Here is a 22,571-nt window from a genome sequence, read left to right on the forward strand (position 1 = left end):
AACGAAAATCCCTCGTTTCAGGCTTTTGGTGATTAACTTCTGCTCAATAGCGAGCGCTCAAAAATCATCAAAAAATCACGTTAAAATGCCCGAAACCCATACCTCATATTTGGTTGATCCTGTCAATGCGTAAGTCCTAATAACATAAAATCAATATTTTGTTCGTTTCGTCGCTGTAGCCTTCTTTGTTTTCGCTACGCTCAAATACAATTTGGGCTACGCAACTCAACTCACGCTCCTAAGAGTGAGACGTGGGGCTTCTGCTGATTAAGCTAAAACAAGATGTTCCTAATACCCCTATAAAAGTTAGTCATAAGGGGGTTGTTTTGGACCGGATAACTCCAAAAATGCGTGCGGAATGTAGGATACATGGTTCGTGAAATGCTTGAAGAAGCAATTTTACCCTCACAGACACTAAAAAATGGGGTTTAATACTTAAAACCCCACTAATATCCGAACTATTCAGCAATATTCAGCACGACTGCTTAGTGCATTTCGTCGTATTCTGCCGTTTCGATCCTTCTAGATTCCATGGTAGAAGATGGTAAAAACTCAGCGCGACGTACAGGATTTAAAGATGGTGTTGATCCATTGTAGGGATGAATCACCTGAACAGTCCGAGTAGGACGCTGTTTTGGTGCAAATAAAGATAAAACACCAGCGACCACAACACCACCACCAATAGTCAAGGTAGCGCCACCCACAGCCCAAAGCACAGGTGAAGACCACCAATTATTTTGCTCAGGTTGTTGCCAAGTGGCCATTTTTTGTTGATTAGCTTGTTGTGCTAATTGCCACTGCTGTTGCGTAAAACTTTGAGCTTGTGCCTGGAATTGTTGGTTTTGTAACTTTAGTTGTTCATTGTCGCTTTTCAACTTCTCTATTTGCATATTCATTTTCAGCTTTTCCATTTCTAGCCGCTGATCAGAATTAGGAGCAGTTGGCGGCTGATTAGAATAGGCAGGTTGCCCGTAATTGGGAGGATACTGCATTACCTGGGGTGCCATGACTGTTCCAGGCATTTGGGGACTAACAGCAAAATTCGATTGTATTGGGGTGTTTGTTCCTTTTAGTAAAACTAAAGCCGCCAACCCAGCTACTGCGACTCCGCCAATAAATGCCATACTTTCGCTCATTGCTGTTACCCCTCGAATACTAATGAACAGTAACTCAGTTGTGACTGACGCACTCTCACACACATAATTTTTTGCCTACTTTGATAGTATATTAAGTCTAAGAGTCAAGATAAACCAGTGTATCAGTTAGTTTTTTGTCTATCCTAAGATATGCTGTTATTATTTAAGATGATTACAGTCAAATTGTCCACTAAAAAATAACAAAAAAATACACTGTTTGGCAATTGCTCTCTTTGATTAAGAGGGGTTTCTGATGGCTGTTTTGAGACTTTGACAAAATTGAGCGATCGCATCTAATCCCTGCTCTGGTGTTCCTTCTGCCAGTCGCTTCACCATAGCACTACCGACAATTGCCGCATCCGCCCCCCATGCTTTTACCTGTCGTGCTTGCTCAGGATCAGAAATTCCAAACCCCACACCGATGGGTTTATCTGTAACATTACGAATTTGTTGCAGCAAATCACCCACCCGCGTTTGCATTTGGGTTCGCATTCCCGTGACACCAGTAACACTGACTAAATAGATAAATCCTTGAGAAGCACGGGCGATCGCTTCAATTCTTTCAGGAGAACTCGTAGGAGCTACCAATAGGGTTAAATCTATGCCCATCAGTGCTGCTGGTTTAATTAGCCCTGCGGACTCTTCCAACGGCAAATCCGGCACAACTAAACCTGCCACACCAGCATCTTTAATTTGCCTCAAAAACTGATCAACGCCTCGATGTAAAATCGGATTGTAATAGGTAAATAAAATAATAGGCGATCGCAAACTCGGACTAATCCCCTTGAGCATCGCCAATACTTGCTCTAAAGTCGTTCCCCTCTCCAAAGCCCGAGTAGCCGCAGCCTGAATCACCGGACCATCAGCCAAAGGATCAGAATAGGGCACACCCAACTCAATCATATCCGCCCCAGAATTATCCAGAACCTGTAAAGCCTTAGCAGTAGTTTCTAAATCCGGATCACCAGCCGTAATAAAAGGAATCAACGCGCACTCTTGATTCCGTCTTAAATTTTCAAAGCAATGAGAAATAGCAGTCATTTCGCCTAGTCAGTAGTCAGTGGTCAGTAGTCAGTAGTTACAATCAACAACTGACAACTGAACAATCATAACTCTAAACCTGAGATTCTTTTTCCTCTGCAATTTTTGCTTGCAGTTTAGCTAACTCTTCAGGAGAGAGTTCATCAAGCCGCTTTTGTAAAAAAGCCGTTTCATAAGCTTCCCGTTGTTGATGGTAGGTCATTTTATTCCCTATCGCTCGGAAAATATAGGTGCATAACCAGCCAATTAAGCCAGCCATCAAGAAAACTTGACTCCAGATACCAGCATTCTGACTATCTAAACCCACTCCTTGCAAAGCCACATAAGCCAAGCCACCAGCCACAAAAACGCCGAAGCCAATACCAATCGCGTCAATACGTCGCATGAGAATTATGACCTACCAATCTTAAATTTAAGCAATTTTTCGAGGACGGGGGTTCAAATTCACAAACGGGGAGAGAACTAGCAACCCCGGAAAGAAAAAGAACACTAAAAAGTACATAAACACCCGTTCCACAGAACCAGCCGTATACCATCTTAAACTCAAGTAGAAAAATACAGCAATGGGTATTACCAGCAAATAAGCGCCAGCTAAACTCAGATACAGTAGTGCTACAACCATATGTCTTACCGCAATTTGAACTATATTTGGTGCATTCACTTCTTATGATATGCCCAATGACTGGTTTAAGGAAATCGGTAATTCTGTTATTTTCCATCTTCCCCAAAACCTATTGCCCAAAAATCGAAACTTATGATATGCTCGTCATCAGCCATTAAGCGTGAACATAAGTGGCCAGTTTAATATTTTGTTTCGGGGCTAAATGTTAAATATTAGCGTTAGCAAATAAAATTTTAAAATCTACTTGCCAAAAAAAAGCAATTAGTGGTATAACGGATAAGCGGGTGAATACTGCCTCAAAAACAGTAAACAACCTTACGGGAGTGTGGCGGAATGGTAGACGCTACGGACTTAAAGGAATTGAGCCTTGATGGAGAAATCTTTCAAGTGGCAGCTCTCAAACTCAGGGAAACCTAAATCTATTTATAGATATGGCAATCCTGAGCCAAGCCCAGAAAAATATTTGACTGGGAAGGTGCAGAGACTCGACGGGAGCTACCCTAACGTAAAGCCGAGGGTAAAGGGAGAGTCCAATTCTCAAAACTTATGATTGCTTTAGCACCTAAGTAGTAGTGAAAACTACAAGAGAATGAAAATCCGTTGACCGTAAAAGGTCGTGGGGGTTCGAGCCCCCCCACTCCCATCTAAACACCGGCGGATACAGGTTGGCGTAAATAACATGAACATTAAAGAGTAAGCACCAAATTTTTCTGAATTCTCGATTTCACTCAGTTCGGGAGACCAATACCGATCAACCACTGAAAACTGGTCGCGGCGATTAACAATACATTGCATGAGTATAGTGGGAAGAGAACTTAAGTAGGTGGGCGTTAAAAGTTGTCGTTGGGGTAAGGCAGAGAGCAGGGGGAAAGAGGGCTTCAGCCCTATTTACTTTTCTTAACATACCTTTAAATTTTTCTGTCTACCTACTTAATATTTCTTAAACTTTGACTATTTATAGCATAAACCAGTTTATTACCTAGCGATCGCTGGGTTTTTTGAAAATACTTGGTAGTTGAATGAGTAGGTGAACGGAAAAAACTTGAATATATTTTCAAGCTTGAATAAACCTCAAAAAGGCGTAGGGACAATTCAATAAATTGTCCCTGATATTGTTTATTCCTCTTCTAACTCAATCTCTTCTTCCCCCTCAACATCATGGGGTTGCACTACAGAATTAGCAGAAACTACAGCCCCCTTATCGAGTTTTTCCAGAACCTGTTCTTTGACTTTGGCTGCAAACTCTGGTTTTTCTTCTAAATACTTAATTGCGTTATCTCTACCTTGGGAAATGTTTTCACCACTGTAGCTATACCAAGCACCTTTACGCAAAAGAACACCAGTTTCTTCAGCTATATCCACTAAACAACCAGTGGTAGAAACACCCTTACCAAAGATAATATCAAATTCGGCAACTCTAAAAGGCGGTGCAACTTTATTTTTAGCTACTTTGACTTTGACACGGTTACCAAATTCATCAGTCCCTTTTTTCAAAGTTTGAATTCTGCGAATATCCAAGCGCACAGAAGCGTAAAACTTCAGCGCGTTACCACCCGTTGTTGTTTCGGGACTACCATAAGTGACACCGATTTTTTGCCGTAACTGGTTAATGAAAAGAACTGTACATCCAGATTTACCAATATTACCAGTGATTTTTCGTAGAGCTTGGCTCATTAACCGAGCTTGTAAACCTACGTGAATATCCCCCATATCCCCTTCAATTTCAGCGCGGGGGACTAAAGCAGCAACGGAGTCAATAACAACGATATCAACAGCCGCAGAACGCACAAGTTGATCAACTATTTCTAATGCTGATTCACCATTGTCTGGTTGAGAAACGAGTAAGTTATCAATGTCTACACCCAATGCAGCAGCGTAGGTAGGATCTAAGGCGTGTTCAGCGTCTACAAATGCTGCTATACCACCATTTCTTTGTACTTCTGCGAGGGCATGAAGAGCAATAGTAGTTTTACCAGAACTTTCTGGTCCGTAGATTTCGATTACTCGTCCCTTGGGTAAACCACCACCCAAGGCTAAATCTAGGGTGAGCGCTCCGGTGGATATTGTTTCTACCTTCATCCTGGTGGCATCACCTAAGCGCATAATTGCTCCCTTGCCGAAGCTGCGCTCAATTTGTCCAAGTACGATATTTAACGCTTTTTGCTTGCCAGAAGTCTCAGTATTAGCTGCCATTTTTGCCTCTAAGTATAGGATTTTCCCAAATTACTGGACGGGAGTTTTAATAGAACGGATATACTATCCTAACCGGAAAGTGTGCCAATTAGGAATGTTTACAAAATTATGTTTGCTAAGATCCTAAGGCGATCGCTGAAGAATTATAGCATTTTAGATTTAAGATTGTGAAAGACTAACTGTATCGGCGTTCTATCTAAGTAGTCGGACAAAATTAAATTCACTATGGAACGAGTCATCAAAAGCGGCACTGGTTGGCGCATAGGCTGGAATCCAGATGCACCAAAATTTCCAGCCTTAGTCGGGTCTCAAGATTGGGCGATAGAATTAACCGAAGCAGAATTAAACGAATTTTGTCGTCTATTTAATCAGCTTGCAGATACCATGAAGCATCTAGCTACAGAATTAATGGAAGAGGAAAAAATTGCCTGTGAAGCCGAAAGTGATTTATTATGGATGGAGGTGGAAGGTTATGCTCATGCCTATAATCTGCGCTTCATCCTCAACACAGGACGAGGGACAGAAGGTAAATGGGAAGCTTCAGCCGTAGCCGAATTGTTGCCAGCCATGAGGATGCTAAAAGTTTTTTGAGTCACCCCTTGCTATTTTTCTTGACCTTGTGATATACTCGCAAGAGTGACTTAATTAATTTTAGATTCACACATTTGGAATCATCCCCACACCAAAAGTCTAAAATCTCAAGTTCACACAAGTTCACATTTACGGGACGTAGCGCAGCTTGGTAGCGCGCCACTTTGGGGTAGTGGAGGTCTAGGGTTCAAATCCCTACGTTCCGATTTACGGAAACTTTGATTGCGGCATATTCTTCTTGTTTCCAGTATATGTCTGAGTCGCTTATATGAAATACTGCTTTTGATAGTTGTACGTCTCTCCAGATGTGAGAATATCTTAAGTAGAGGCTGTTTCAAGTAAGCTCTGACGAATCAAAACTGATGGCTATTTATGTCTGATTTTAACTGGAAATTTTTAAGGGTAGTTTTATCTTGGCAAGGTTTATTGACTGTAATTATTACTAATTGCTTATTGATTCTCAACCTAGCTACAAAACCAGCCATTGCTCAGAACGGACAGGATTGTTGGGTATCATCAAAAGCAACTCAAGAAAAAGAAAACTTACGTTTATTAGCTTTTAAAGGCAATAAAGAGGCAGCAAGTCGCTATCAGAAATTACTCAAACAGCATACACAAGAATTAAAAACTTGTCGTAGTCAGACTTGGCCGCAAACTCAGGCTATTTGGTTACGCTTGTATCCCTGTGATATTCAGCCGGGAGCAGTTGATCAAATTATGGATCGAATTGTCAACCAAGGCTATAACCAAGTTTATTTAGAAGTATTTTATGATGGACAAGTGTTATTACCCGCCGCAACTAATTCTACAGTTTGGCCTGCTGTAGTTCGCCTTCCTGGTGCAGAAAAATTTGATTTGTTAGCATTAGCAATTAAAAAAGGGCAACAACGGGGTTTAAAGGTTTATGCCTGGATGTTTACGACTAACTTTGGTTACACCTATGCTCAACGTACAGATAGACAAAATGCGATCGCCCGTAATGGCAAAAATCAAACCAGCTTATCCGTAGTAGAAGATAGTTCCCAAGTCTTTATTGATCCCTATAACACCCAAGCAAAAACCGATTACTACCGTATGGTACAACAGGTTATCCGCCGTCGTCCAGATGGTATTCTCTTCGATTATGTTCGTTACCCTCGTCAGAGTGGCATTGACTCCATTGCTACCAAAGTTCATGACCTCTGGCTATTTACTCCAGCCACCCAAGAAGTCCTATTTAGTCGCGCCAAAAATGCCAAAGGATTAGAATTAATTCGTCGTTTTTTAACCAAAGGATATGTCAGCGCTGGCGATATAGCAGAAATTGACAAACGCTATCCTCAAGAAGATGAACCTTTATGGGAAGGGCGTATTCCCCTCAAAAAGCAGAAATCCTTACCTTCTTCAGAGGAAAAACAGCGGGTTTTGCAATTGGATTTGTGGTTACTCTCCGTTGCTCACGCTATGCAAGGTATCGTAGATTTTGTAACCTTAGCAAGTTACCCAGCCAAACAACAAGGTATTCCTGCGGGAGCAGTATTTTTTCCCGAAGGTAATCAAGCTTTAGGACAAGGGTATGATTCTCGCTTACAACCTTGGGATAGGTTTTCTAGTACCTTACAATGGCATCCCATGTCCTATGCAAATTGCGGGAATGCTAGTTGCATTGTGGCGCAAGTTCAACAGGTTTTAAAAATGGCACAACCAGGCACAAAGGTCATTCCGGCTTTAGCTGGGAAGTGGGGAGAATCAATTAGTAATCGTCCCCCTTTAGAAGTACAAATGCAAGCCCTCCGCCAATTATCTCCTCAAATTAAGGGTGTCAGCCATTTTGCTTATTCTTGGCAACATCCTGAACATGACGGAGAACGGAAAGCTTGCAATATTCGGTGAACAATGCTGTAGCTAGGAATCAACATACTTATCTAATGTAGTAGCTAATGTAGTTTTAGGAACAGCACCAACAACTGTTTTAATTTGTCGTCCCCCCTTAAATATCATCAAAGTGGGAATACTGCGAATCCCGTAATGACTAGCAACAGTAGGATTTTGATCAGCATTCAACTTTACCACTTTTACCTGTCCCTTATATTCCGCAGCCACTTCTTCCACTACAGGAGACAGCATTTTACAAGGACCGCACCAAGGGGCCCAAAAATCAACTAAAACAGGAGTTTGACTTTCTAGCACTTCTTGTTTAAATGTAGCTTCAGTGACATTGGTAATAGATGACATAAGTTGTTTGCCTAGATTTCAATCAATAACTTAATAATATCGAATAAATGAGGAGAGCAGGAAAACCAAATTATCTGCGTCTATCTCCTGTCATCTACGGTTAATTATTGCCTATTTTACCTCACTTGCATCGAAATTTCTCTACTTTCTTAAATTGTTAATTTACCTCTAAATTAGGGGAATTTTGATCAGCACCACAATGATGACAATAAGGTAATTCTTTATAGGTCAAATTATGACAATTATGGCATTCGACATATTGATAGTACCCGCAGTGGGGACAGTGACTATCTTGAGGACGAATTTTTTTAGCACACCGAATACAGCGGGATTTTTGAATTCTGTTAGCCGCTTGAATTCTATGATTAAAGACAACGGTTTGGAAGAATTTAATCATGCCAAAACCAACTAAGGGAATTAGCAAAATATAAACATAACTAATTAGGAAAACTAGCCCACCAAACAGAAAACTAATAATATCAAACAAGAATTTAAATATTACACCAATTTGCAGAAATTCAAATGTTTTCAAAATTAGCGGAATGAGAAATATAACTAGCAAATGCCAGCTAATTAATCCTATTAATCCATATCCTCTGCGTTGACTAAAATTATTAACTAATAATGCAATCAGAATTAGTGGAATCAAAAAGATAGCCTGAAAAACTAATTGAATGCTAGGATACCAAAAGGAAGCATTTTTATAGTCTTTAGCAACTTGATTAAATTTAGTTTCATCTTTGACAAAAGACAATAAATTAACACTTTCGGGTTTTGTCCGCAGTTGATTTTGCAGATTAGCAATTTCCTGTTTTAAGTTGGCAATTCTCTGACTATTTTGCTCTAATTCCTGTTTAGCTTTTTCGGCGCGAACCTGATTAATAGAATTACCTGAAGACTGTCCAGCAATTTTTTCTAATAAGGTTGAATCATATTGCTGACGAATAGTAGCATTTACTTGTTCAAGACGACTAATTTGATCTTGAGTCCGATTTATCGTGGTGATAATTTTCTGATTTTGAGGATTATTCAGTTTATCTTTGGATTCACCATAGTTCAAACATATTTCAGAAACTTTACCCAAATGTCCAACTTCTTCATCTTGATATGTTTGCCGAACTCTTTGCTCATTACTACCGTAAGGTAATGAACTCCTCAAAAATTCATAATCTTTATTTTCGCTAGATTGGGTTTTGTAACTATTCCATTCTGTATAACATGGATAAGCTTGCGTTGGGCTAAGATGCCATTCACTAATATTATTTAAACCGGTAAAAACATTAATTAAAATAAAAATATCAACTAAAATAATGACAACTAAACTCACTTTATTCAGTGGTTCGTTGTTTACTGTCCGAGAGTTATTAAAAAACCGATTTGAAAGCCGACGGATTCTGGTAAACATATAACTTATATCTAATTAAGTTGATGGACTATCAAGAAACACAACCTGATCATGGGTGTTACTGAAATCAATTTACCATTTTCCTATGAATTTAGTGTTTTTTTTGTTAAGTTTCATATACTTATTAAGTAGTTAGTTCTATTTTTGGGGAGATAAGTTAAATATTTTTTTCTCACCCAGAGATGCAGAGACGCAAAGGAAGAGAGAAGGAGATCAGAAAATGAAACCGACGGACTTAAATCCCTGGCTTTTTTGAATTATCTTCATTCTTAGTGTGAATATAGCTAAATTAAAAAACCTTACCGCTTAAAAACTGACGACACCACCGTAATTATCGTGGCACTGGCAATCAAACCGAAAGCCAAATTAACCAGTGACTGCGTAGCTTGCCTGTATACCTCAAATTTCTCATTTGATTTTGCCACATCAGTTTTCAATTCTTCCAGTGAATTTAAGATTTTTTGTTGAAACTCTTCTTCTGACATTTTATTTATCTGCCTAGTTAAGGATTTTGATATGGATTAAATAGTGTAAGCTCAACTAAGAACTGAACCGGACAAATCTAAGAATATCACACCACCATGATCGCGGCGACGGTCTACCCATCCGTAAAAGGTAACAGTTTCACCAATATGTTCTTTTCGGAGTTCGCGGATAGAAAAGATAATATTATTTATGGTGCATTTTAAACAGGGACTTTTCTGATAGTTTGGTTAAATTTTGTTAATGGAATTTTCAACCTGCGTAGGCAGGTTTTGCCTGTGTAGACGCGGTTTCTAACCGCCCATAAATGACTAAACCCCAGTCGTTGCGGAAATATCAATTAACCAGCGAACTGTTTGCGGGAAAGCAATTACAATTAACAACACAATAAACTGTAAAATGATAAAAGGAATCGCACTTTTATGAATATCTAACGTACTCACTTCTTTAGGGGCAACACTTTGTAAATAAAACAAAGAAAAGCCCACAGGTGGAGAAATAAACGCCGTTTGTAAATTCACTGCCATTACTACACCAAACCATACCATATCAATATTTAAAGCTTGGGCTGCTGGTACTAATAAAGGCATAGCAATAAAGCAAATTTCAATAAATTCTAGAAAAGCTCCTAAAATAAAAATCACGATATTACTAACAATTAAAAACCCCCAATATCCTCCAGGTAAACCGATTAATAAATTAGTAATCAGAGTTTTGCCACCTAAAGCATCAAACACCAAACTAAACATCGAAGAACAAAATAAAATCATCACCACTAAAGCTGTAATCACTGCGGTAGAATGGGCAGCATCACGAATTAATTGTGGTGTTAACCTTTTATTAAAAGCGGCGAGAATAGAAGCCCCAACAGCACCGACAGCCCCCGCTTCTGTGGGAGTTGCCACACCAAAGAAAATACTACCCAACACCGCAAAAATTAAAATAATCGGGGGAACAACAGCTTTAAAAACTTGTTTAATTAATTGATTACCTTGAGGAATTACCACATCATCAGGGATAAGTGGCACTTTTTCCGGTTGAAAAAAAGCTAGTCCTAAAATATAAAGAATATAAGCACCAGATAACATTAATCCGGGAATTAATGCCCCTAAAAATAAATCTCCCACAGAAACACCAATTTGATCACTAAGAATCACTAAGACTAAACTCGGAGGAATTAATTGAGCTAAAGTCCCAGAGGCAATAATAACTCCTGAAGCTAATTTTTTATCATAGCCATAGCGTAACATCAACGGTAATGATAACATCCCCATGACAATTACTGTAGCGGCTACGACTCCGGTTGTGGCTGCTAAAACAGTTCCCACTAAAACAACTGCTAAAGCTAATCCTCCCCTGACACGACTTAAAACAATGCCGATAGTTTCTAATAACTCTTCTGCTAATCCTGACTTTTCTAGAACTGCACCTAAAAACACAAAAAAGGGAATGGCAAGTAAGGTAAAGTTCGACATTGTGCCAAACCAACTATTAGGTAATAGGAGGAGACGCGCCGGATTAAAAGCCCCAACTGCTGTACCCATAAGTCCAAAAACAATGGCTGTACCGGCAAAGGAAAAAGCGACAGGAAAGCCACTCATGAGAATAAAGAAAAAGCCGACAAACATTAAAATTGCTAACCATTCAAAACCCATAATTTCCCCTATTCAATATTGATATTTTCTGAAGTCTCTAAACGAATTTGTTCTGCTACTTGTTGATAGCCTAGTAATACTGCTAAATATTTAATTGCTTGAGAAATACTTTGTAAAAGCAGGAATAATAAGGCTATAGGAACCATAGTTTTAATTGGGGCGCGGGGTAAACCATTAGCATCAGAAGATATTTCCCAAGTTCCCCAACTACCATCACTTAATCTACCCCAAGATTGTAAAACCGGATTGATTGTCACCCAAATGCCAATGAGACAAAAGGGAATTAAAAATAAAATTGTGCCAAGAAAATCAATTAATGCGCGGTTTTTTTCACTCATATTAGTATAAAGAAAATCAACCCGGACATTTTCTCCATGACGTAAAATATAAACAAAGCCGCATAAGAATGTGAGAGAAAATAAATACCATTGCAGTTCTAATAAGGCATTAGAAGACAATTGTACACCAATGAAGCGCCCCATGTAACGGGCGACAACATTAAAAAAACCGACTCCAATTGTTAGCAAAACTAGCCAATTCGATAACCATCCCAATTTATCAGCACCATTGTCAATAAACTGGGAAAATTTTAATAGCTGACTGATGAAAGCAAATCTTTTTGAGTTACGCATAGAACATAATAAATTAAAGGCAAGAGTTGAGAATACAGTCAGCCAGGGAATAAATTCCCTGTCTAATAGCTCAAGTCTGTTAAAACAGACTCGGAAATTTTCCCAGTGTTTAGTCATCTAAGAATGACTTTTGCTATTAGTAAAGAACAGTGGTAAATCCATACTGACGGCTGAATTATTACTATTAATTAATCAATTTCTCCACCTCCAAAATATCCAAATTTGTCAATTGTGCCACTTGTTCTCCAGACATTCCATTCTGTAACAACTTAATAGCAACTCGTCTTAATTGCAATTCAGCTTGTTCTGCACGTTGTTTTTCCTGTTCTGCACGTTGTTTTTCCTGTTCTGCACGTTGTTTTTCCTGTTCTGCAATTTGTTCTACTTCATCTACCCTTTGTTGTGAAATTACTACCATTTCTTGAGAAGTGGGAAACAACTCACCATCCAAAGTTGCCCAGCGCAACCAAGTGGCATCAACACCTCTGTAATTACCTTGCCAACGCACTAAAGCCAAATCTAAAACTTTGCTTACCAGTTGATTTTTCTCATTTAGAGCAATCTGTTGATATGCACCACTATTCAGATCAAAACCTGCAAAATCATTGGGGTTAAACGGGTCATACCAAAAATATTCGGAAACCCGCATTTGATTTTGATAAATCAATTTTTTGGCATTTTTATCATTGTTAGCTGTACTTTCTGAAAGTAATTCAATTACCACATCTGGTGGTTTTCCTTCTTCCCAAACTACCCAAGAAAGTCGTTCTGTTTTCGGCACACCTAAAACAGCAAAGAAATCTGGACCGCGAAAATCTTGATTTTTTAATTGTGCTAAACTGTAGTAGACAAACATATTGCCACCTACATATCCATCAGCCCTTTGATATAACCAAGGCTGAATTGTATCAATTAAAATATCCATTTGTAATTTATGTCTTTGTGTCTCCATGGGGATACCATCATCACAAGGAAGTTCAGCCTGGGTGGGTGGCAGTTTAATGCTAGGTTCAGCCAAAACAGTTTCTAACATAGCCGTTAAATTTAGTTAGAAATTACTTAATATTTTTATACTAATCCGAAATGATCAGCAATTGGCAAAATTATAAGAAATAATAAGTTTTAAGTGTATCAACACTATAAAAACTGTATAAGGAAAAGTCAACAAGTCTAAAACCTTTTTTCCCCGTACTTTGTGCCAACGAAGATTTGGCGTTGGTGAATTGGGGTATGAAAGTCGAAAATTCCATCTCTCAAACTCTTACTCTCTGCGTCTGGAGCGTCTCTGCGTGTTCGCGCAGCGTGCCGTAGGCATAATAAAATCATACTTTTACTCAGCAACACCGAAAAATTTTAACACCAACCCACTCTGTGGTAGGCTAAAATTTTACAGGATTATGATATTGTAAGTAAATCTTACTAATATTCATTTTTATGAAACGTCGAGTTATTGTTAACAGATTATCTCAAAGTGCGATCGCCGCCACCGGAGTCGCCATAGTTGGTAGTTGTCAAAAGGCGCAAAATCAAGCCGCTACAGGTCAAACCGATACCAGTAACCTACCGACAGTTAAATGGCAAATGGCTACAAGTTGGCCATTGTCCTTGGAAACTATTTTTGGCGGAGCCCAGGTTTTAGCAGAGCGCGTCAAATTTCTCACTAACGGGAATTTTATCATTGAACCCCGTGCGGCTGGAGAAATAGCCCCCGGTTTAGAAGTTCTCAATGTGGTTTCTCAAGGTGCAGTCCAAGCCGGACATACTGCTGCTTATTACTATATCGGTAAAAGTCTTGCTTTAGGATTTGGTACATCAGTACCATTTGGACTCAATGCCCAACAACAAAACGCTTGGTTATATGAAGGCGGAGGTTTAACCAAACTACGGGAAATTTATGCCAGTAAATTTAATATAATTCAATTTCCTGCGGGAAATACGGGTACACAAATGGGGGGATGGTTTCGTAAGGAAGTCAAAACACTTAATGATCTCAAGGGCTTAAAAATGCGGATTCCCGGCTTAGGGGGGCAAGTTATGGCTAAACTGGGAGTAACTGTACAAACTCTTCCTGGTGGGGAAATTTTCCAAGCGCTACAAACAGGCGCTATTGATGCGGCTGAGTGGGTAGGACCCTATGATGATGAAAAATTGGGTTTAAATAAAGTTGCTAAATTTTATTATTATCCAGGTTGGTGGGAACCAGGTCCAACTTTAGAAGTCCAAGTTAATTTGGACGAATGGAAAAAGTTACCACCTCAATACCAAGCAGCTTTAGAAACCGCTGCATATCAGTCGAATACAACAATGTTAGCTCGTTATGATACCCGCAATAGCGAAGCATTAGAGAAACTATTAAAAACCGGGGTTCAACTGCGTGCTTATAGTCAGGAAATCTTGGAAGCAGCGGAAAAAGCCTCTTTTGCTTTATATGATGAATTTGCAGCTAAAGACGCTGATTTTAAAGCTGTTTATGAACAGTGGAAACCTTTTAGAGATCGGATATATGCTTGGAATAATCTCAATGAAGGTAGTTTAACCCGTTATGCCTATGGGAAAGTGGGGAAATAATTAAGTCAGAATCAGGATTTACAGGATTTTTTCCCAAAAACGATTGAGAATGGTTGGTTTGTTGACACCAAGATGTACTAGTAAGTTTTCCTAGTGTTTAGTTATCAAAAGACAACTTTTACTATTAGCAGGGAACTTGAGTTACTTGCAGAATAGAGGTTTTGCGTTAAGTTGATACCAAAGATCATCCCTAAATCCCTACTAATTCTTGATTCCTAACTTTCGATTATTGCTAATTTACCATTTTTAACTAGTTTAAATCTTGTCCCTCGCCATTCAATAGTATTACCAAAAAAGCCACAACACCAAATTATAAATCTCACTATATCCGCAAAAGGAATTAACCAGAAAACCTTTTTGGTTACTTCATCATTGAGAAGTTTTACCCCTATTACCCAAGCCATAACTAATCGCATTAGCAAAGTGATGGAGAAAACTAACCAAGAAAAAATAGAACCACTGCTAGTTATTAATAATAGTAAACTAGAAACTGTGCCAAAAGTAAATATTAAGCCGGCATAACCCCAAGGACGAGAAACACGAATACAACGTGCCCAACGAATTTGGCGATTGATAGAATCTAATAAACTACTATGTCCTAATCTGTGTTCAACAATATAGTTAGATAATACTACTTTGTCTCCTGCTTGGGTTGGTAAATAGCCGAGTTGATAGTCGTCTGCTAAATAATCAGCCACTGCTGCAAAACCGCCGATTTTTGCTAATGTGGTTTTACGGATGACAATAGTTGAACCCAAAGCGAATTTTATTCCCTCTAATTGTTTACTCACCAAAATACTCGGTTGAAAGTCTGTGGCTGTACAAATAGCTTCTAAAATCGTAGCTATTCCTTCGGCTGTGGAACGATATAAACAGGTAACAACGCCGACTTTTTCATCTTGTAATGGTTGAATAACTGTTTGTAAATAGTCAGAACCAACATGAATATCACTGTCAGCAATGAGGAAAATATCATGTTTGGCGGTGGTGACAGCATTAGCTAAGTTACTAATTTTCAAATTAGCACCGATAATATGATCTTTCACCACTAAACTAATATCTATTTCTGGAAATTGTTGAATTAGTTTCTCAACTACTTCTATACTAGGGTCTGTGGAACTGCGGACACTAAAAATAATTTGATATTGGGGGTAATCTTGTTGACAAAATGAAGCTAGGTTGGTGTAAGTCCCCTTGTCAGCACCACATAGGGGTTTCAGGATAGTGACAGGGGGATGAAATTCCGGGTTTATGGGAGGAAAGTCACGCAAAAAAGCGATTCCTAGGTCGCGCTTCGCTATCGCTGTATAAACCCCATAGGTGTAAAATAAAACGGCTGATAAACAGAATATGAACATAAGCAGGGGAAATAGTTTTCCTAATGACTAATAACTAATGACTAATAACCAATGAATCTAATTTACTTTCTTTTGCGTTCGTCTTGGACAATGGTAGCGATCGCTATTATCACAGGTTTTTTGAGTGGTGGTAGTAGTGCGGGATTAATCGCCCTGATTAGTAGTGCTGCGAGTAAAAGCAATGCTGCCTCTTTGACAACTATAGCCTGGGGTTTCGTCGGTTTAGTCACCGTGGCCTTAATGACCGGCGTAATTTCCCAAATCATGTTAATTCGCTTATCCCAAAATGCCGTTTTGCAATTACGAATGCAGTTAAGTCGGCAAATATTAGCATCGGAATTAAGTCATTTAGAACAATTAGGAAATCCCCGCTTATTAGCCACTTTAACAGAAGATGTCCAAGCCGTAGCAAATGCTGTTTATGTCATCCCCTTTTTATGTATTGATATATCAATGGCTTTAGGATGTTTACTATATATAACTTGGCTATCTTGGTTAGTATTTATCATGGTTGTGGTTTTAATGCTAATAGCTATTGGTAGTTGTAAATGGTTATTAGATCGAGGAGAAAAATTATTAGCCTTAGCCCGTGAAGATCAAGACACTTTATTTAATAATTTTAGCACCATTACCGCCGGCATTAAAGAACTCAAACTCCACTATCAACGCCGTCAATTTTTCCTGAGTAATCGTTTAGAATCGACAGCCAGTAGATTTAGAAATCACAATGTTCAAGGTTTAACCTTATTCGCCACAACTACCAGTTGGGGTAAACTAATATTTTTCTTTGCCATTGGTTTTGTCTTGTTCATTTTACCGCATTTATTCGCCATTGATGCCGAAACTTTATCAGGTTATATTCTCACATTTACTTATTTAATGTTGCCTATGGATAATATTTCCAATAATTTACCATTAATAAGTAAAGCCAGCGTTGCCTTACAAAAAATCGAATCATTGGGTTTATCTTTAGCCAGTCGTGCGGAAGTTGCCACTGCACCTCCTCATGCTCTCACAAATTGGCACAGTTTACAACTGATAAATATTACTCACACTTATTACACAGATAAAGAAGATAGTAGTTTTATTCTTGGTCCAATTAATCTTACCCTTTACCCCCAAGAATTAGTTTTTATTGTTGGTGGAAATGGTAGCGGTAAATCATCTTTAGCGAAATTAATCACTGGGTTATATATTCCCGAACAGGGCGAAATTATTTTAGACAAAACTTTGATTACAGAAAATAACCGCGAATGGTATCGCCAACATTTTTCTGTAGTTTTTTCCGATTTTTATTTATTTGAAGAACTGCTAGGATTAGCAAATAATAACTTAGATATTCAAGCCCAAAAATATTTACAAAAATTGCAACTTGATCATAAAGTTAAAATCGAAAATGGGCAACTTTCCACCACGTCCCTTTCCCAAGGACAAAGAAAACGCCTGGCATTACTAACAGCATATTTAGAAAATCGGTCAATTTATCTATTTGATGAATGGGCGGCTGATCAAGATCCATTATTCAAAGATATATTCTATACTCAATTATTGCCAGAATTGAAAGCACAGGGAAAAACAATCTTAGTAATTAGTCATGATGATCATTATTTCCATTTAGCCGATAGAATTATTAAACTAGACTATGGCAAAATTGAATTTGATAAACTCCCACAAACTTAGAAAATCAGGACTTACCCAAAATATCTCTCAGAGGGTGTTTGAAAAGTTCCTCATGGTGTATCAAATATTTTTAGATCCCCCTAAATCCCCCTTGAAAAGGGGGACTTTGACTCTAGTTCCCCCTTGCTAAGGGGGGTTAGGGGGGATCTGTAAGTGCCTAAAATCACAACCTAAAACTTTTCAAACAACCTCTCAAACCCTCTTTCTCTGCGTCCTCTGTGCCTCTGTAGTTCGTTTTCCGTAATAAATAATAATTGTGAGTAATTAATCATGACAGAAGCTAAAAACGTATTGGGTACAGAATTAGAAATTTGCTGCACTTCTCCCATGACTGGATTTTACCGTGACGGGTTTTGTATCACAGGTGGACAAGATACGGGAATGCACGTGGTTTGCGCTCAAGTCACAGAGGAATTTTTGCAATATACTAAATCTCAAGGTAATGATTTGAGTACACCTGCACCTTATTTTAGTTTTCCCGGTTTAAAACCTGGTGATTGTTGGTGTTTATGCGCTGCAAGATGGCAAGAAGCACTAGAAGCAGGTGTTGCACCTCCAGTAGTTTTAGAAGCTACCCATGCTAGGGCGTTGGAAGTTTGTAATTTAGCAGATTTGCAAAAACATCGGGTAATTCGTAATTAGGAAATTGGAGAATAATTATTAGCGAATATAGCAATAAGTAGCTGGTTGTAATTAAATATAAAATGTGGTATGGGCATACTTCGACAAGCTCAGTACAAGTCTTGCCCGTCAACAGGCTAGTACCGCAGGGCGGAAGTCGAAAGTCAAAAGTCAAAAGTCAAAACGAAGACAGTATAGGCTTTTTAAGATGATTGTCAAATATTCCCAGGAAGATGCTCTCACAGTGCAGGAAGTTCTCAAAGATTGGACACAGTTTTTACAGAAGCAGGAAAATTATCAACCGCCCCGTTATCGTTTTTATCATGAAAGTTAGCGCGATTTTTTAGAACGTCAGGATATTGTGGAAGCTGCGGGGGTGAGTTTACCAGAAATCAGCGCGGAAATTGCTAAAAATATGCTTAAGGGATTAATACTATGAGTAACTGGCGCAGTGAGTTTAATAAAAAGTCAGAGGAAGACAAAGAACTCCTTCTACGTCAATCGCCACAATTATTATTAGTTGGTAAAGAATATACAGAACTGTTTAAATTATTATCAGCCAATTCCAGAGTTTATTAAATACTGAAAATCTGGATTTTGATCATTATGATAGTTCGGTTTTTTCTTTATTATTACAACACATCAGTGAAAGGTTATCACCGAATTTCAAGTTAATTATTATGATTGATGGTTTGGATCGAGTTGATATTCATAGTCAAGCTGTGGGAACTAATTTATTTCATCTACCGCGATATTTACCTGATCAAGTTTATTTTATTTTTGCACGTCGTCCTTATAAAAAGTCGCATGGTGGTTTGTTAATTGAAGCACCATCACAGGTTTTAGATTTATCGGATTTTCAGAGGGAAAATAGGGAGGATGTACAGGAATTTATTCGGAGGAAACGAACCACAGAGACGCAGAGTTCGCAGAGGAATATAATTGATTTGATTGATGAAGATAATTTTATGTATGTGCAGCAGGTTTTAACTGCTTTTGCTGATGGTTTTTATGATCAACCTGAGAATATTAATAGTATTCCCCCAGATTTAGCAACCTATTATCAACAACATTGGCAAAAGATGCAAGGTCAGGGTTTATCTGATGTTGCTATAAATATATTGCGGGTTTTAACTGCTGAAGAAACTCCAGCGATGTCAACCGTAGCTATTAGTAAAATCATCAAAGCTGATGTTTTTGATGTGGCAGAAATTATGGAAACTTGGTTAGAATTTCTGTAAGAAACACGGGAGGGTAAGGAAACTAAATATCAGTTATATCATCACAGTTTCCGGTTATATCTTCATGATTACAGCACTTTGCCTAACAGTTAAATACAAGAATTAAAGGAATAATTTAAAATGCACTAAGTCCTAGTTATCGGTCGGATGAAATACAATTGAGGGCGGGGAAACCCCGCCCCTACAGGTTAATCACTGTATCTCAATTTGCTGTAATCTCAAATTACTAAACCTGACATTCTGGAGTTTTTTGATAATCAGGAGTAGCATCAGGATAAAAGGTACGAATAGCACCTTTTTTAGTAACAAAAATATTTGCAAATGTTTTGCCGTTATCAGTCACACTCAGTAAACAAGCTTTAGGTGTTGGTTCTAAGCTGGGGTTATTTTTGTATGCCTTAGCTGCAATTGTTAAAATCTCTTCGGCATTGAGAGTGTAACCATATCCTTTAAATGGATCACTAACAGTGCGATTGCCTACTTTCATTCTAACACCAAAGGAATAAACAGCCCCTGGGTCAACTTCAGATTTACTCACAGATTTGGGTAAAATTCCGGCAAGACCTCGATTTTGTAAATCTAAATAACGTCCAGCATAATGTAAACCACCAATTTTAGTTTCTGCTGGTTCACCACAAAAAACATGATCAAATCCTTCAGCATTAAACCAAAGATTTGTTAAATCTTCCAGGAATTCTGTATCAGAAGTTCTATTCGGAAAAATATAACCACCAACACTATTTTTAATATTGCTGAGAACAGTTGGAAAACTATTCAGCATGGTTTGGAAATTAGCGGGAGTAACTACTGTTCCCAATTCTCCACACAATTGATTAACTGCTTGATCAAAATCATTTAGCAAAGGAGGAGGAGGAGTTAAGTCTTGTACACCACCAACTTTAACGGTTACAGGATTATTAATATTATCAAAGAAAGGTAAGAATTCCTCTGCCATTGCCAAATTAGGATTTGATAGAGTAGTTACAAAAAACAGTCCTATAGCTAAGGTTAAGCACAGAAATTTATTCACATTGGTAACAATTTGATGATTAATAGTTGTACTCAACAGGTTTAATCTCATGGGAATCTCACTAGATTTACGTATGACTGTGAATACTTCTCAAGTTACCATTACATCATTAACTGTGTCAATTATTACTTAACAATTCTTAACATATTTTACTAATTAAAATCCATAATATCTCCAAATTCTCCCATAATTTTTTCCATTAATTCTTCCATCATATCCTGTTGCATAGAACGGAGGCTTTCTGGTCCTGCGAGAAATTCTTTAATAGTTATCTTTTTATCTTTAAAATCTTTTAAAAAATCACGAATCTCCGCAACTATCTTAGTTTGAGATTGCATGGTTTCCACCATCAATTTAATACAATCAACCCCTTGTTTAGCGGCTTTTTTATAATCAGCAACCATTGACCCCTCGGGAGTATTCTTTGCTAACCGGAGTTCTTGTTTTAACTTCTCATATTGATTTTTGAGAATTTGATTTTGTTGTTCTATATTTTTGCATTTGCGACTTAAATCATCTTCGCTATTATTATCAATGGTTTCTCCGACTTCATATTTCCGTTCAATTTCTAAAAGTCGCGCTAAATCTCCCTCTCGGTAAGCTTTATTAATTTCTTTCATGATTTCCGTGTGAGTCATTTGGGTTTCATTGTCTTTAACCTTATCAGGGTGAAAGATTTCTGCTAACCGCAAAAATGTCTGACGAACTTTCCTAGATTCATCTGTTTTAGGGACTGTTGGCGATTCCGAATCCTGTTCTGCTTCCCAAAATTGACGACGACGTTGATGATTTTCCTGATAATTATCATCTTCAAATAGTTCATCTAATTCATTGTCATCATCATCATCTTCTTCTTCTTCAATAGCTTTATAACTAATAATTCCTCCCATTTGCAAACTTCTGTATAGTGATTCTATATTTTTCTGGGTTTGTTTTCCCATTTTTCTCGTAGTTAAAATTTCGGCAAACAAAGCATGAATTTCTGCATCTAATTCTGCCATTGTTTTCATATTCGGACTAACTCGATGAAATACTTCTGTGGCTAAAGAACGCATTTTTTCCACAAAGTTATTTAACTCTGTCCGCTTTTTCTTAATTTGCTTTAATAAAGATTCATGTTCCTTCTCTAAACCCTGTAACTGGAGATGTAAGTCAGAAAGCGCGAGAGGAGTGACTGTAGCTGAGGATGCTGTTTTTGTTTTGCGTGCCATAGTAGATACAATTAAGCTTAGGGTTGATAAAATAATTATATTTATTATTTTAAGTTATTTTTACAATAATCAGGGTTATCCGGTGGTAAATTTAGTTTTATCCTTAGTTCTCGATCATAACAGGCTTTTTCCCAATTTTTTGCAGATTTGACTTGTTCAGGTGTTAGATTTTTCGCTCCAATAAAATCAGCACAAATATTGTTTGCTGTATTGTCAGATTCATTAAATGAATCATCGCATATTATAGCATTTTTGAGAATTGTTTTTTTTAGATCCGCCCCTTGAAAATTTGCTCTTGGAAGTTCTGCTTCCTCTAGATTAGCTAGGTAAAGACGGGCGTTTTGAAATTGAGCTTCTTTAAGGTATGCTTTTTGCAATTTAGCATCAATTAGATTAGTTTCTCGCAAATCTATTTGAGATAAACGAGCATCTTCAAATTGAGCTTGATAAAGGTTAGCTTTTCTCAGGCTGCTACATTTGTTTTCTTCACATTCTAATAGTGAATTTTTAAAACTTGTGTGAGCAAGCTCTCCTTTCTCTAATTTAATTCCACTTAAATCAGCTTCATCAACAACTAAATTCCATAATTTAACACCGTCTTTATTCAATTCTTGTAAGGCTTCAATTCTACCACCACTGGCTTTTTGTTTACTGGCAGAGTTAATAATTGACCAAGCTTGATAATGGTCTTGTTGTTGTCTTTTTGGTGCTTCTTGAAAGTATTTAAACAAAGTAATTGCTAAACTGATTAAGAGGATGTTTGAAAAGTTTTGAGGAGTCAAAATTTATGCCAATCGCCTGAGCATGATACGGATCATAGCTAGATAGATAAAAGTCTCTGATGTTTCAGGTAATAACTCGTAGTCTCTGACTAACCGACGACAACCCAT

23 protein-coding genes, 1 tRNA gene and 1 pseudogene are annotated in these 22,571 nt (G+C 38.0%); 9 read left to right on the forward strand and 16 right to left on the reverse strand.

Annotated elements, in window-relative coordinates; translation table 11 throughout:
- Nucleotides 1–485 precede the first annotated feature (485 nt).
- The 5 genes from PN471_RS22770 to recA form a co-directional block, all read right to left on the reverse strand.
- The gene (locus PN471_RS22770) at nt 486–1,136 is read right to left on the reverse strand and encodes a heterocyst differentiation related protein (protein WP_193896712.1); all 651 of its coding nucleotides are present in this window, start codon (nt 1,134–1,136) and stop codon (nt 486–488) included.
- A 237-nt stretch (nt 1,137–1,373) separates the two neighbouring features.
- Nucleotides 1,374–2,177, reverse strand: coding sequence for a tryptophan synthase subunit alpha (gene trpA / locus PN471_RS22775; RefSeq protein ID WP_271778763.1), 804 nt, complete (start codon nt 2,175–2,177; stop codon nt 1,374–1,376).
- A 73-nt stretch (nt 2,178–2,250) separates the two neighbouring features.
- A complete protein-coding gene (locus PN471_RS22780) occupies nt 2,251–2,562 on the reverse strand; it encodes a DUF3007 family protein (protein WP_271778764.1) in 312 nt (103 codons plus the stop codon).
- A 27-nt stretch (nt 2,563–2,589) separates the two neighbouring features.
- On the reverse strand, nt 2,590–2,799 hold the full coding sequence (gene ndhL, locus PN471_RS22785; protein WP_137907338.1) for an NAD(P)H-quinone oxidoreductase subunit L: 210 nt from the start codon (nt 2,797–2,799) through the stop codon (nt 2,590–2,592).
- Nucleotides 2,800–3,915: 1,116 nt separating this feature from the next.
- Entirely contained in the window at nt 3,916–4,992 is a 1,077-nt protein-coding gene (gene recA / locus PN471_RS22795; protein WP_271778765.1) for a recombinase RecA, read from the reverse strand.
- A 225-nt stretch (nt 4,993–5,217) separates the two neighbouring features.
- Between recA and PN471_RS22800 the strand changes: the two genes are divergently transcribed.
- From PN471_RS22800 to PN471_RS22810, 3 genes are all read left to right on the forward strand, one after another.
- On the forward strand, nt 5,218–5,583 hold the full coding sequence (locus PN471_RS22800; RefSeq protein WP_271778766.1) for a DUF1818 family protein: 366 nt from the start codon (nt 5,218–5,220) through the stop codon (nt 5,581–5,583).
- A gap of 132 nt (nt 5,584–5,715) precedes the next feature.
- Nucleotides 5,716–5,789 (forward strand) — tRNA-Pro (locus tag PN471_RS22805).
- 166 nt (nt 5,790–5,955) lie between these two features.
- Nucleotides 5,956–7,455, forward strand: a complete 1,500-nt coding sequence (locus tag PN471_RS22810; RefSeq protein WP_271778767.1) for a family 10 glycosylhydrolase — start codon at nt 5,956–5,958, stop codon at nt 7,453–7,455.
- A 12-nt stretch (nt 7,456–7,467) separates the two neighbouring features.
- On the opposite strand, the gene trxA is transcribed toward PN471_RS22810, so the two are convergent.
- From trxA to PN471_RS22840, 6 genes are all read right to left on the reverse strand, one after another.
- A complete protein-coding gene (trxA, locus tag PN471_RS22815) occupies nt 7,468–7,797 on the reverse strand; it encodes a thioredoxin (protein ID WP_271778768.1) in 330 nt (109 codons plus the stop codon).
- Between the two features lie 157 nt (nt 7,798–7,954).
- Nucleotides 7,955–9,202 carry a hypothetical protein gene (locus PN471_RS22820; RefSeq protein ID WP_271778769.1) on the reverse strand — a complete coding sequence of 416 codons (1,248 nt, stop codon included), beginning with the start codon at nt 9,200–9,202 and terminating at the stop codon, nt 7,955–7,957.
- Between the two features lie 299 nt (nt 9,203–9,501).
- Nucleotides 9,502–9,687 carry a hypothetical protein gene (locus PN471_RS22825; RefSeq protein WP_035081659.1) on the reverse strand — a complete coding sequence of 62 codons (186 nt, stop codon included), beginning with the start codon at nt 9,685–9,687 and terminating at the stop codon, nt 9,502–9,504.
- A gap of 309 nt (nt 9,688–9,996) precedes the next feature.
- A complete protein-coding gene (locus tag PN471_RS22830) occupies nt 9,997–11,340 on the reverse strand; it encodes a TRAP transporter large permease (protein ID WP_271778770.1) in 1,344 nt (447 codons plus the stop codon).
- Nucleotides 11,341–11,348: 8 nt separating this feature from the next.
- Nucleotides 11,349–11,972, reverse strand: a complete 624-nt coding sequence (locus PN471_RS22835) for a TRAP transporter small permease subunit (RefSeq protein WP_271778771.1) — start codon at nt 11,970–11,972, stop codon at nt 11,349–11,351.
- A gap of 184 nt (nt 11,973–12,156) precedes the next feature.
- On the reverse strand, nt 12,157–13,005 hold the full coding sequence (locus PN471_RS22840) for a Uma2 family endonuclease (protein ID WP_271778772.1): 849 nt from the start codon (nt 13,003–13,005) through the stop codon (nt 12,157–12,159).
- 401 nt (nt 13,006–13,406) lie between these two features.
- Between PN471_RS22840 and PN471_RS22845 the strand changes: the two genes are divergently transcribed.
- Entirely contained in the window at nt 13,407–14,540 is a 1,134-nt protein-coding gene (locus tag PN471_RS22845) for a TRAP transporter substrate-binding protein (protein ID WP_271778773.1), read from the forward strand.
- Nucleotides 14,541–14,755: 215 nt separating this feature from the next.
- On the opposite strand, the gene hpnI is transcribed toward PN471_RS22845, so the two are convergent.
- Nucleotides 14,756–15,898 (reverse strand): bacteriohopanetetrol glucosamine biosynthesis glycosyltransferase HpnI, encoded by a 1,143-nt coding sequence (gene hpnI / locus PN471_RS22850; RefSeq protein ID WP_271778774.1) that lies wholly within the window; start codon nt 15,896–15,898, stop codon nt 14,756–14,758.
- Between the two features lie 51 nt (nt 15,899–15,949).
- Here hpnI and PN471_RS22855 point away from each other — a divergent pair, with 51 nt between their 5' ends.
- The 5 genes from PN471_RS22855 to PN471_RS22875 all read left to right on the forward strand — a co-directional run bounded on the left by PN471_RS22855 (nt 15,950) and on the right by PN471_RS22875 (nt 19,440).
- Entirely contained in the window at nt 15,950–17,578 is a 1,629-nt protein-coding gene (locus PN471_RS22855; protein WP_271778775.1) for a cyclic peptide export ABC transporter, read from the forward strand.
- Between the two features lie 270 nt (nt 17,579–17,848).
- Nucleotides 17,849–18,220, forward strand: a complete 372-nt coding sequence (locus tag PN471_RS22860) for a DUF2237 family protein (RefSeq protein WP_271778776.1) — start codon at nt 17,849–17,851, stop codon at nt 18,218–18,220.
- Nucleotides 18,221–18,284: 64 nt separating this feature from the next.
- Complete coding sequence (locus tag PN471_RS22865; protein ID WP_271778777.1) at nt 18,285–18,533, forward strand: hypothetical protein; 249 nt, start codon at nt 18,285–18,287, stop codon at nt 18,531–18,533.
- 101 nt (nt 18,534–18,634) lie between these two features.
- Nucleotides 18,635–18,778 (forward strand): hypothetical protein, encoded by a 144-nt coding sequence (locus PN471_RS22870; RefSeq protein WP_271778778.1) that lies wholly within the window; start codon nt 18,635–18,637, stop codon nt 18,776–18,778.
- Nucleotides 18,779–18,879: 101 nt separating this feature from the next.
- Nucleotides 18,880–19,440, forward strand: coding sequence for a hypothetical protein (locus PN471_RS22875; protein ID WP_271778779.1), 561 nt, complete (start codon nt 18,880–18,882; stop codon nt 19,438–19,440).
- 226 nt (nt 19,441–19,666) lie between these two features.
- Here the strand turns inward: PN471_RS22875 and PN471_RS22880 are convergent, their stop codons facing one another.
- The 4 genes and pseudogenes from PN471_RS22880 to PN471_RS22895 form a co-directional block, all read right to left on the reverse strand.
- A complete protein-coding gene (locus PN471_RS22880; protein ID WP_271778780.1) occupies nt 19,667–20,521 on the reverse strand; it encodes an EndoU domain-containing protein in 855 nt (284 codons plus the stop codon).
- A gap of 101 nt (nt 20,522–20,622) precedes the next feature.
- Nucleotides 20,623–21,681: a J domain-containing protein gene (locus tag PN471_RS22885; protein ID WP_271778781.1), complete on the reverse strand. Its 1,059-nt coding sequence runs from the start codon at nt 21,679–21,681 to the stop codon at nt 20,623–20,625.
- 44 nt (nt 21,682–21,725) lie between these two features.
- Nucleotides 21,726–22,412: a pentapeptide repeat-containing protein gene (locus tag PN471_RS22890; protein WP_271778782.1), complete on the reverse strand. Its 687-nt coding sequence runs from the start codon at nt 22,410–22,412 to the stop codon at nt 21,726–21,728.
- Between the two features lie 54 nt (nt 22,413–22,466).
- Nucleotides 22,467–22,571: pseudogene (locus tag PN471_RS22895) on the reverse strand (IS5/IS1182 family transposase); the annotation flags it as partial.

Origin of the sequence: Aphanizomenon sp. CS-733/32 (assembly GCF_028330045.1) — a bacterium.
GTDB lineage: Bacteria > Cyanobacteriota > Cyanobacteriia > Cyanobacteriales > Nostocaceae > Dolichospermum > Dolichospermum gracile.